The 12368-nt window shown below is 32.7% G+C and carries 12 protein-coding genes; all 12 read left to right on the top strand.

All coding sequences use genetic code 11. The annotated features are described in order from the left end of the window. The first annotated feature begins 590 nt into the window (after positions 1-590). The 12 genes from LG651_RS15560 to LG651_RS15505 all read left to right on the top strand — a co-directional run bounded on the left by LG651_RS15560 (position 591) and on the right by LG651_RS15505 (position 12120). Entirely contained in the window at positions 591-1100 is a 510-nt protein-coding gene (locus LG651_RS15560) for a TPM domain-containing protein (protein ID WP_226697031.1), read from the top strand. 148 nt (positions 1101-1248) lie between these two features. Continuing rightward, on the top strand, positions 1249-2079 hold the full coding sequence (locus LG651_RS15555; protein ID WP_226697030.1) for a DUF4261 domain-containing protein: 831 nt from the start codon (positions 1249-1251) through the stop codon (positions 2077-2079). Between the two features lie 131 nt (positions 2080-2210). Then, positions 2211-3419, top strand: coding sequence for a three-Cys-motif partner protein TcmP (gene tcmP, locus LG651_RS15550; protein ID WP_226697029.1), 1209 nt, complete (start codon positions 2211-2213; stop codon positions 3417-3419). Beyond that, positions 3419-4144: a DUF5131 family protein gene (locus LG651_RS15545; protein ID WP_123899337.1), complete on the top strand. Its 726-nt coding sequence runs from the start codon at positions 3419-3421 to the stop codon at positions 4142-4144. The genes tcmP and LG651_RS15545 overlap by 1 nt, the downstream gene beginning before the upstream one ends. 627 nt (positions 4145-4771) lie before the next feature. Then, positions 4772-5356, top strand: a complete 585-nt coding sequence (locus tag LG651_RS15540; RefSeq protein ID WP_226697028.1) for a hypothetical protein — start codon at positions 4772-4774, stop codon at positions 5354-5356. 398 nt (positions 5357-5754) lie between these two features. After that, positions 5755-5979: a hypothetical protein gene (locus LG651_RS15535; protein WP_226697027.1), complete on the top strand. Its 225-nt coding sequence runs from the start codon at positions 5755-5757 to the stop codon at positions 5977-5979. 183 nt (positions 5980-6162) lie between these two features. Continuing rightward, positions 6163-7434 (top strand): reverse transcriptase domain-containing protein, encoded by a 1272-nt coding sequence (locus LG651_RS15530; protein ID WP_226697026.1) that lies wholly within the window; start codon positions 6163-6165, stop codon positions 7432-7434. 404 nt (positions 7435-7838) lie between these two features. Next, the gene (locus LG651_RS15525) at positions 7839-8090 is read left to right on the top strand and encodes a type II toxin-antitoxin system ParD family antitoxin (protein WP_010133914.1); all 252 of its coding nucleotides are present in this window, start codon (positions 7839-7841) and stop codon (positions 8088-8090) included. Next, the gene (locus LG651_RS15520) at positions 8083-8382 is read left to right on the top strand and encodes a type II toxin-antitoxin system RelE/ParE family toxin (RefSeq protein WP_010133913.1); all 300 of its coding nucleotides are present in this window, start codon (positions 8083-8085) and stop codon (positions 8380-8382) included. The genes LG651_RS15525 and LG651_RS15520 overlap by 8 nt, the downstream gene beginning before the upstream one ends. 162 nt (positions 8383-8544) lie before the next feature. Continuing rightward, the gene (locus tag LG651_RS15515) at positions 8545-9039 is read left to right on the top strand and encodes a hypothetical protein (RefSeq protein ID WP_226697025.1); all 495 of its coding nucleotides are present in this window, start codon (positions 8545-8547) and stop codon (positions 9037-9039) included. Between the two features lie 1305 nt (positions 9040-10344). Then, entirely contained in the window at positions 10345-11034 is a 690-nt protein-coding gene (locus tag LG651_RS15510; RefSeq protein ID WP_226697024.1) for a VOC family protein, read from the top strand. 222 nt (positions 11035-11256) lie between these two features. After that, complete coding sequence (locus LG651_RS15505) at positions 11257-12120, top strand: GIY-YIG nuclease family protein (protein ID WP_226697023.1); 864 nt, start codon at positions 11257-11259, stop codon at positions 12118-12120. Positions 12121-12368: the final 248 nt, after the last annotated feature.

Genomic DNA, 12368 nt, shown 5'->3' with positions numbered 1-12368 from the left:
AGTGCAATTAATCTATACAACCAAATAAGATTACATGTATCTTTAGACTATAAAACACCGAATATGGTATATTTAAAAACAGCGTAAATCAATCTTTAACCTGTAGCCATATTTCAGGACTAGACATAGCGCTCACTCATACGGCGGATAATGCGGATAATTCTGAATTTAAAAACATCTGATTTCTAACAAATTAAAACTCTGAATTGTCACGCGGAGAAATTCACTCAAACTCTTAATCTGACCAATATTACGCTGACTTTTACTCTTGCGGAATTGAGCAAGGTTGCGAATTTTTAAAACGCTGACTAAAAATAATATGCAGATTTTCACTCTTGCGGATTAACAACACTTTGCGGACGAAAAATAGCTGAATTTACTCAAACTCGGAATTTAACTCAAGTGGAAAACATAACTCTGAAAAAACTACAACTTGCAACAACGTATAAAAAAACATTGCTTATATTTAGTTCTAAATTGAAACGTTTTGCTCTTTTGCTTACGTCCGATTTTCCTTCGGAAAATCGCCGCGCTCAAAATCGCAACGTTTCTTATACAAACACGTTGTACACAATACCCAGCGCCTGTAGATGAAAATAGGAAAACTGATAATCGGAATTATATTTATAAGCTTATTTGCTTGTAATAATTCGGAAAAGACTAAAGTAAAAACTAATTCGCCTGAAGTTGAATTTGACTTTTCAGATATGCCAGAAAACACAAAGGCAAAACCTGACAATTTTGTGAATGATTTGGAAAAAATACTTACAAAAGAACAAAATGAGGAATTAGAAAATTATTTAGTTGGACTAAAGAGAGAGACTGGAAAAAAAGTTTTGATTTTGACAGTTCCTTCAAGTGAAAAGAGTAACAATGACTGGAATATAGAAAACGGATTTACTAACAGCGGAATCATAATAACTGTGAGCGAATCTCTAAAAGAAGTCGGAATTGGGATAGCAAAAGACACTAAAAATATTTTATCGGAAAAAACTCGTAAAAAAATAATTGAAAAGAACATAATTCCCGAACTTGAAAAAAGAAATTATTATGACGGAATCAAAAACGGAATTGAGGAAATTTTAAAAAAATGGAAATAAAAGTACTGTGTACAACAATGTATAACCGCAATTACGGCGGATTCGACTCCGTCTGAATCCACTCGGAATTGCTATGATTAGTGCTAATCCCGAAATAATTCGCTAACTTTCCCGTAAAAGACGGTTATACGAAGCCGTTGGGCACAATATGAGAAAATCACTAATCATAATATTAATCGGAATTCTATCAATGGGATTATTTAGCTTTTTAAAGAAAGAAAAAAAGACTGAATCAAACACAAATTCAGCAATTTTAGGAATGGTTCTTTTAGAAGACCCAAATTCATTTGACTTAAAAGGAACTGTAAGTGAATTAAAAACAAAATGGAAACTAAAAGTAAATGACAATGATGCTGATGACAAAACTGCTGTATTAGTAATTGGAGAATATAATGTTGCTATAGCAAATATTCCAGCTGCAATTCCAGAAGGAGAAGTTGAAAGAACTGTTGAATACAATTATTTCTGGGAAAACGGAATTGAAGAAACATCTAAGCACAAAGGACATATTGTATTATCAATTATGAACGCTGGAAAAAATCCAGTTCAAGAAAACTTGTTATATAGTAAAATTGCTTCTGCAGTTATGAATAATAGTAAAGCAATTGGAATTTATATTGGAGGTAGAACTTTAGTTTTAAAAAAGGACTTCTATCAAGGAAATGTAGAAATGATGAGCGAAGAAGACCTTCCTTTATATAATTGGATTTACTTTGGTTTAAGGAAAGAAAACGGAAAACAATCAGTTTATACATATGGACTTGCTGACTTTGGGAAAATGGAAATGGAAATTGTTGAGTCCAAAAATTCAATAGAAGAACTAAATGAAATGATGTTCAATTTAGCTCATTATGTTGTAGCTTACAATGTTACGTTAAAAGACGGAGAAACTATTGGACTTTCGGCTCAACAGAAACTTAAAATTTCCGAATCAAAAGGAAAGTTCTTGGAAGGAAAAACATTGAAAATTGAATATTAAAATACTGTGCCCAACAATGGCTATAATTAATACGGGTTTTCGTGCTTAATCAAAAGTTTAGTGTATTTTTATAAGGTTGTCAAATCATTTTGATTTGACTTTTGAATTAGAAAAAAATAAACCCAAACAAAATGCTTCGCCTTAGTGCTAAATCGGAAAGCCTCCGCTTCCCTATTCCCGCACTAATCATAGCCGAAGCCGTTACCTGCAAGCTGAACAAACCAATGAGCAATAAGAAATCACAGATAAATTTACTAAACCATTCAGAAGCAAAGGTTAAACTTTTCGGAGACTATATTCAAAAGTATCTAAATATAATTTGCAATGATGGATACACAAAAGCAATTCATATAGTTGACTTATTCTGTGGTCCTGGAGTTTATGAAAACGGTGGAGAAGGAAGTCCAGTAATTGCATTGAAAAAAGTAAAACAAACTTATTATCAATTCATTGACAAAAGAGTGGTAAAATCACCTAAAATTCATTGTCATTTCAACGATATTGACCAAGATAGAATTAAAACACTTGACAATCACATAAAAGAAAATAAATTACACTACCCCAATTTTGGAACTTTAAATTTAGTAAACAAAGACTATCTTGAAATTGTAGAAGAACTTCCAAATAAATTTAAAAAGTTTAAAGATACAAAAGCATTTGTGTTCATTGATCCTTTTGGTTATAAAGAGATAAAAGCAGAACACATATTAAACTTGCTCGACTGTGATAACAATGCAGAAGTTTTACTATGGTTACCTATTCAATTTATGTATCGTTTCTCAAAAGCTGGAACACCTGATGTTTTAGAAAATTTCAACACACAATTGGGAATTGTTAAGAATAAACTGAAAAACGAATGGGAATATATTCGCTCATTAAAGGAAGGATTTCAAGATTTTATTGGTAATAACTATTTTGTTGATAGTTTTACATTAAAAAAAGAAGAAAACACTGTTTTCTGTTTATTCTTTTTTAGTTCACACATTCGAGGTTATGAAAAAATGTTGGAGACTAAATGGGATATTGACACTGAACAAGGTCGAGGATGGAAATATAACAGTAATCAATCAACCCTTTTTTCAGTTTTAGAGACTAATAGGCTTGAAGATTTATTACTTGGTTATTTAAAAGAAGGCAGAACCAATGGAGAAATTTATGAATATACATTAAGACAAGGATTTTTGCCCAAGCATTCTACTCAAATATTGAAAAAGCTACAATCAGATAACAGACTGGATTTATCAAAAGAAGATAATTCTAAAATTAGAAAAGGTGCTTTTTATATAAATTATAAAGAATATAAAGAGTATTATAATAAACTAACTATAAAACTTAAGTAATGGCACAATCAAGTATAGAATGGACTGAAATGACTTGGAATCCGACAACTGGTTGCACCAAAGTTTCTCAAGGCTGTAAATTCTGCTATGCAGAAATAATGTCCAAAAGACTACAAGCAATGGGTGTAGAAAAGTATAAGGATAATTTTGAGGTTAGAACTCACGAAGACGCTTTGAAAACACCATATACGTGGAAAAAATCAAAAGTTGTTTTCGTAAACTCAATGAGTGATTTATTTCACGAAAAAATTCCTTTAGAATTTATAAAAAAGGTTTTCAAAGTAATGAATGAAAATCCTCAACACGTTTTTCAAGTATTAACCAAAAGAGCTGAAAGATTAAAAGAACTTCATCAAGAATTAAAATGGACTCATAATATTTGGATGGGAGTTTCAGTAGAGGAACAAAAAGTAGAAAATAGAATTGATTTTTTAAGAGAAACAAACGCAAGAGTTAAATTCCTTTCGTTAGAACCATTAATTGGTCCACTTCCGAATATGAATTTAGACAAAATTGACTGGGTTATTGTTGGTGGAGAAAGCGGACATAATCCAAGACCAATGGATGCGGATTGGGTTCTTGACATACAAGAGCAATGCGAAAAGTCAGAAGTTGCATTCTTTTTTAAACAATGGGGTGGAAAAAACAAAAAGAAAAATGGCAGAATATTGAATGGCAGAACATATGACGAGATGCCAGAAATTGAATTACAGCACAGCGTATAAATGAAAAAAAGCCAGCAGGTAACAATGTATAACCGCAATTACGGCGGATTCGACTACGTCCGAATCCACTCGGAATTGCTAACGCCAGTTCCTAACCGAAAAACATTAACTTTAAACCCGTAACTGACGGTTATACGAGACCGTTACAAAAAATAGCTCCGAACTCACTCAGACTCGGAGAAATCCGATGGAAATATAAATCTGAATTTGACAAAAGCAACACGCGGAATTCAACACTCAAACTCTGAATTTTAAAACTCTGAATCTGACAATCGTTACGCGGAATCTCACTCTTGCGGAATTGAGCAAGGTTGCGGAATTTTACAACGGCTGAAAAAAACGTGGTTTACTTTTCGCGATTTTTTTTTTTTTGAGAATTTTAAGTTAGAATATTCTAAAAAACTCAAAACCTGAATTTTTGAAATTTTACGCGGACAAAATGCAATGCTAAACCAATCTGAAGTGTCGCTACATTTTGTAACACCGTATAAGTTTAATTGCTTCTGATTTTCCTGCGGAAAATCCTCGCATTTTTATTATCTTAGTTTCTTAATCTGAAAATCCTTTCGGATTTCCAGCGCAACTAAGCTTATACAAATACGTTGTGGTGCATTTAATAGAAACATTGTGAATTTAAACAAAGTCCTTTTTTTACTAATTTTATTTTTGCTGATTAGTTGTAATCAAAAGCAGAAACAAATTGATAAGCGAAATGAAAGAGTTGCGGAATTTGAGGAAACTAAAAACTCTGAATCGGAAATTAAAACGCAGGACTTTAAAAAAATCGTTGCGGAATTTTCTGAACAGTACGAACCAAAACGTTCCGCAAATTTTGACTCAATTCCGATTGACATTATTAAAGCATTTAAGGAATTACGAACTATTGACAAAGATGCTCACGAAAAATATGTGACTTTAATTTTTACTAAACTTTATGCTGAACATTTGCAATGTTGCCATCAAGGTTACATAATTGCAAATAGATTTAAAAATGATTTTGACCAAGAGAAAGTATCAATGGTAAACGAATTTATATTTATGTCAAACTATGTCAATTACGAGAAAATACCTGAAGCTTGGAGTTCCGGAATTATTGAAAAATGGTTGACTGAAAATCCAAAGTTGCTAGAATTTGAGCAAATTGGAAAACACAAGCGAATAATTGACAGTATCTCGAATAAAATTGCTAATGGAGATTATTGGAATAATTAAAAAACGACACCACAACAATGTATAACCGGAATTACGGCGGATTCGACTGCGTCCGAATCCACTCGGAATTGCTAACATCATTGCTTAACCGAAAATCATTAACTTTAATCCCGTAACTGACGGTTATACGAGACCGTTAGGTGTCATTTAAAAAGACATTCTGGCAGACATTTAACATTGGCATAAATATTGAAAGACTAACTATCAGAAAATAAGTTCATTGAAATAATAATATTGGATTAGACTTTAGGTTAACTCATAAATCTATCGTCAGGATTGCCCTAGAACACCTTTTGAGAATATGTGTCCAAACGATTTACGTCTTTGGGATGTATTTAACCTTAAGTGGTTCTGTGTGCTTCTCGTTTGATGCTATTGTGTATGACAGCATAATACCAATGGAAACAGTAGCACCAAGCTCTTTTAAGAGCAGAGAGCGCAGGCAGTCAGAAGCTGTTTCTGCAAAAAATGCAAAAAACTTGCATATGTCAGAAAAAACCTTAAATTTGAATGAAATGAATACAAATCAGAACATCAATTTGAGCCAGAAAGCTCAATCCAAAAAAATGCCGTCCACAACGCCAATGAGAAAACGCTTGAATTCAAACTCAAGCTTGCGTTAGACTTTAGGTTAACTCATAAATCTATCGTCAGGATTGCCCTAGAACACCTTTTGAGAATATGTGTCCAAACGATTTACGTCTTTGGGATGTATTTAACCTTAAGTGGTTCTGTGTCTAAATTGTAGGGGCTGTCATACAGACAGTTTGTCTTCCAAAAGGTCTTTGCAACACAAGTATGTATTTATGAAAAAAACACTTTTAAAAAAAATTTCTTCTAAAAAAAAATTATTAGAAGCTTGGGGTAAACTTAATAAAGCAAATAAATCATCATTTGGTATTGACAATGTCTCAATTGAAGATTTTAGTGCAAATTTAGATGATAAAATTTATTCCATATCTAAAAAATTAAGAGCAAGTAAATACAAATTCTCACAAAATCGAGCAGTACTAATTCCCAAAGCTAATGGGAAATTTAGACCATTACAAGTTCCAACAATATCTGATAGATTAGTTTTGAAATCTATTGCTATAGAATTAGAAAGCCAATTCTTTAAGACAATAGATAAAAGTGCTGGTTTAAGCTTTGCTTATCAAAAGGAACTTGGTGTTAAAAATGCGATTGAAAAAATAAAAGAACATTATGATAGCGGAAACAATGTTGTGCTTGAAGCTGACTTAATCAATTTTTTTGGAGAAGTTAATAAAGATAAACTGTTAAGTACTCAAATTTTCCCAAACCTTCCAGATGATAGCTTAAATGAATTAATTATTTCTGCACTAAACCAAGAAATTGGAGGACTAGATAAAATCAAACAACACGAAAAAAAATATTTTGAAGGGTTAAATACTGGGATTCCTCAAGGAAATCCACTATCACCACTTCTATCTAATATTTATTTATCACCTTTCGATTTATACTTAAAAGCAAAAGGTCACTTATTGGTAAGATATGCAGATGATTTTGTCATTATGTGTAAAAGCGAAACAGAGTGTAAAACAGCCTATCAAGACAGTTTAGATATTTTAACTAAACTAGATTTAAAAATTCATCCTTTAGAGGACTGCGACAAAACAAAAATAGTTGACTTGTCGAAATCAACATTTAATTTTTTATCAATCACTTTTGATGGCAAATCTTTTTATCCATCAAAAGAAAATGTAGAAAGGTTGAAAAGTAAAATACGTGATATTTGTAATGGTAAAATTGACTACAATGTGCTTACTCTATTAAAGAAAATTTCTAATGTTTTCGATGGTTGGGTTTCTGCGTTTTATTACACAGAAGTTGAAAGGTATTCTAAAGAAGTTGACTACTATATAAATAGACAACTTTTTCTTGCTTTAAGAAAATATGATTGGAAGTTTACGCCATCAACAAAAGGACAATTACCTAATAAATATAGAAATAATAACGAAAGTGGAGACTGTTTATCTGACAAACAAAGACAAAAATCAGGAATTGAAATTTGTTCTGAATTATTAAAAGCAAAACGTACGAAAAAAAACGACACCTAACACCGTATATAATTTATTGCTAGTTCTAGCCTACTTACGAAAATCCTCGCGGATTTTCTATTCGGTTTTTATTTGCTAAATTACGTGCTTAACCACGCAACAAACCATATACAAACACGTTGGTAAGTAATTGCCTGCGGCACGTGAAACCGCGTTTTACAAACGCTCCCTTTTCACTAATTACTTACCAACGCCACCTGTTAATCACGCCTTAACAAAGTGATAGTAGTTTTGCTTCGGTTCCTGTGAACTCCACACGAAACTACTGACAACATCGTGTATCGCGAATAAGGCGCGATTATCGCTCTCCGTGAGGCGCGCCTCACTACGCGATACACAGGTGGCGTTGGGTGTAATTTGGAAAATATACCAATTTTTGGTAATTTTGAGTAAATATTTGAATTATGAGTAAAAACACATCAATATCACTCGGAAATTATTTTGATCAATTTGTGAGTAGCCAAGTTTCTGCTGGACGATACAAAAATGTAAGTGAAGTAATTAGAGCTGGACTTCGACTTTTAGAAAACGAAGAAAGTAAAGTTATTGCTTTGAGGAACGCAATTCAGGAAGGAATTGACAGCGGAATTGCACACGATTTTGACCCCAAAAAACATCTTCAGGAATTAAAAGCTAGACATAAAAAGAATGGCTAAATATGAACTGACCAACAAAGCGGTTGAGGATTTAACTGGAATTTGGCAATATACTATTGAAAAGTGGTCTGAACAACAAGCCGACAGATATTACAACTTACTATTAGATAGTTGCCAAGACATTGCTAACAACCCTGAATTAGGAAAAAATTATGCTGGAATAACCAATGATTTATTTGGACTTAAAACAAGTCGACACATTATTTTTTACCGAAAACGAATTAACCAACCGATTGAAATTACCAGAATTTTACACGGACAAATGGATTTAAAAAACAGAATAACTGAATAAAAAACTACACCCAACAATGTATAACCGCAATTACGGCGGATTCGACTACGTCCGAATCCACTCGGAATTGCTAACGTATGTGTTTAACCGAAAAATTTGCGTACTTCAACCCGTAACTGACGGTTATACGAGACCGTTGTAGCACATTTGAGAAAAAACGAAATGCAGAAATTAACAATCATCATTTTCATTCTATTTTACAATCTGAATTTCGGACAGGAAAAAGTATATAAACTGATTTCAAAAACTGAAAATTCTGATATTAATTATAAAGCATTTAGGAATTTTGACGACTTTGAAATCTACAAAAATGACGGACTGAAAAAAGCCTTTAAACCAAAAAAAGGAAAAAATGATATTTATGTATTCATTTCGGAATTTAAAGGAGATTCATTTGACGGAACAAGCAAAATTTTTCACGATTATCTGATTTTAAAAGTTGACTCTAAATCTGAATTAATAATTGACGGATTTCAATACACTTTGGAATGGGCTGAACCACCAGCAATTTCTGATTTATATCGTGTGACTGAAAAAAACATAAAAATCAATAACGGTTTGAATTTGGATTTGCTGAAAATGGAACTTGTGGAACAAGAATACATAAGTGATTGGAGAAAAGAATTGAAAGATAAAGGAATATTAAAAACTGAATAAAAACGTGCTACAACAACGTGTATAATTAATTGCTTTTTAAGTGCTTGCTTGCGAAAATTCCTGCGGAATTTTCTCGGGTTCGTAAAAGTTTGCTAAATTAGTTGCTTAACCACGCAACTAACCATACACAAACACGTTGGTAAGTAATTGCCTGCGGCACGTGAAACCGCGTTTTACAAACGCTCCCTTTTCACTAATTACTTACCAACGCCACCTGTTAATCACGCCTTAACAAAGTGATAGTAGTTTTGCTTCGGTTCCTGTGAACTCCACACGAAACTACTGACAACATCGTGTATCGCGAATAAGGCGCGATTATCGCTCTCCGTGAGGCGCGCCTCACTACGCGATACACAGGTGGCGTTACAAAAAATAGCTCCGAACTCACTCAGACGCGGAAAAATCCGATGGAAATATAAATCTGAATTTGACAAAAGCAACACGCGGAATTGAACACTCAAACTCTGAATTTTAAAACTCTGAATCTGACAATCGTTACGCAGAATCTCACTCTTGCGGAATTGAGCAAGGTTGCGGAATTTTACAACAGCTGAAAAAAGCGTGGTTTACTGTTCGCGATTTTTTTTTGAGAATTTTAAGTTAGAATATTCTAAAAAACTCAAAACCTGAATTTTTGAAATTTTACGCGGACAAAATACAACCTTAAACCAATCTGACGTGTCGCTACATTTTGTAACACCGTATAAGTTTAATTGCTTCTGATTTTCCTGCGGAAAATCCTCGCATTTTTACTATCTTAGTTTCTTAATCTGAAAATCCTCGCGGATTTCCAGCGCAACTAAGCTTATACAAACACGTTACAAAAAATAGCTCCGAACTCACTCAGACTCGGAGAAATCCGATGGAAAACTAAATCTGAATTTGACCAAAGCAACGCGCGGAATGGAACACTCAATCTCCGAATTTTAAAACTCTGAATCTGACAATCGTTACGTGTAATCTCACTCTTGCGGAATTGAGCAAGGTTACGGAATTTTACAACGGCTGAAAAAAGCGTAGTTTAATGTTCGCGATTTTTTTTTGAGAATTTTAAGTTAGAATATTCTAAAAAACTCAAACCTGAATTTTTGAAATTTTACTCGGACAAAATTCAACCTTAAACCAATCTGACGTGTCGCTACATTTTGTAACACCGTATAAGTTTAATTGCTTCTGATTTTCCTGCGGAAAATCCTCGCATTTTTATTATCTTAGTTACTTAATCTGAAAATCCTTGCGGATTTCCAGCGCAACTAAGCTTATACAAATACGTTGGCGGTAATTAAAAACTGAATAGAATAGATAATGAAATTTAAGAAGTTAAAACTTTACACTAATAAATTAGAATCAGAATTAGAGTTTTACTCAAAGACTTTAGGGTTTGAAGTTTTAGAACAAAATGCTAATTGTTTTTCTGTAAAAATTGGTTGGAGTGAATTATCATTTGAAAAAACAGAAAGAGAACATAAATATCATTATTGTTTTTTAATCCCTTCAAATAAATTGAACCAAGCCTTAAAGTGGATGGAAAAAAGAACTGAGATAATTCAAATTGAAAATAATAGAAAAGTTCAAAATTTTGAATCTTGGAATGCTGACTCTTTTTACTTTTATGATGCAAGTGGAAATATAGCGGAATTTATTGTGCGATACGATTTGAAAAATGATGATTCTGATGAGTTTGATATTTCTAAAGTTTTAGGAGTAAATGAAATGGGAATGCCAACTGTCAATGTTAAAAAGACAAATGACCAACTTCAAACTGAATTACAAACAGAATACTGGAAAGGAGATATTGAACGATTTGGAACAAATGGTTCACAAGAAGGAATTTTTCTTTTGCCAAACTATAATTTAAAAGACATTTGGTTTCCAACATCAATAAAAATAAAACCTGAACCATTTGAAGCAGTTATTGAAAATAAGGAAAGAGAATATTATATAGAATATAAAAATGAAAAAATAAAAACTACCGCCAACAATGGCTATAATTAATGCGGTTTTGGTATTTAATCCAAAGTTTAGTGTATTTTTATAAAGTCGTCAAATCATTTTGATTTGACTTTTGAACAGAAAAAAATAAAAGTAAACAAAATGCTTCGTCTTAGTGCTAAATCGGAAAGCCACCACTTCCCTATTCCCACACTAATCATAGCCGAATCCGTTGGCATTAATTAAAACCGAAATTCATAAATGGGAAAAAAATTAACAGTATATATGATTGATGGAACTGCTTACGGTCCAAGATTAAGTGAAATTGGAAATTGGGTAGGAAAAGCAATTTATAGTCCAAGAGCAACTGTTAACAAAATAATGAACAGAAGTGAATTCGATAATCCTGGAATTTACTGTTTAAAAGGAGACCCAACTGATGATGCTTTTGATGAAAAAATATACATTGGAGAAGCTGAAAATATAAAAACTCGACTAAAACAACATTTGAGTGACCCAAATAAAGATTTTAAAGAACTTATCTTCTTCGTTAGTAAAGATGAATTATTGACTAAAACACAAATAAGATATTTGGAATCAAGACTTGTTCAATTAGCGATTGAGGCTAAAACTGCTCAAATTGACAACGGAAACTCACCAAGTTTACCGACTTTACACGAGGCAGACATTTCAGATATGGAATATTTTCTTGAACAAATTAAGTTAATTCTTCCTGTTATGGGCTTCAAATTTCTCATTTCGTCAACAGTAAAACAATCAACTGAAAATGAAATAGAAAAATCTAATTTTACTCACGAAACATATTTTATAAAGACCAAGACATTTAAAGCTTCAATGAAAGAAACTGACCAAGGTTATATAGTCCTGAAAGGAAGTGAAGCTAAAAAGAACCTGTCGAATTCTTGCACAGAAACTTATAGAAATATGAGAAGAAAATTAGTTGAAACTGAAATTATGGTAGAAAATAAAGACAAGCTAATTTTTGCAGAAGACACTGTTTTCAATAGCCCAAGTGCGGCATCGAATATGATTTTAGGAAGAAACTCCAATGGATTTACTGAATGGGTTAATGCAAAAGGACAAACATTTAGAGAAGTACAAGAAATAACTAATGCCAACAATGTATAACCGCAATTACGGCGGATTCGACTGCGTCCGAATCCACTCGGAATTGCTAACGTCTGTGCTAAACCGAAAAATTTGCGTACTTTAACCCGTAACTGACGGTTATACGAGACCGTTGTGTGCAATTCTGACCCGTCCTGAATAAAGGCTACATAATTTTAAACATTATGTATAAAAACGACAAAGTAATCAGACGGTATTCAGAACCTTTCAAACTGAAAATTTTAGAAGAACTTACAACCGGAAAATTA

Origin of the sequence: Neotamlana sargassicola (assembly GCF_020523965.1) — a bacterium.
GTDB lineage: Bacteria > Bacteroidota > Bacteroidia > Flavobacteriales > Flavobacteriaceae > Neotamlana > Neotamlana sargassicola.
Note: the sequence above shows the minus strand (reverse complement) of the source record. Positions and strands in the feature narration are given on the sequence as shown.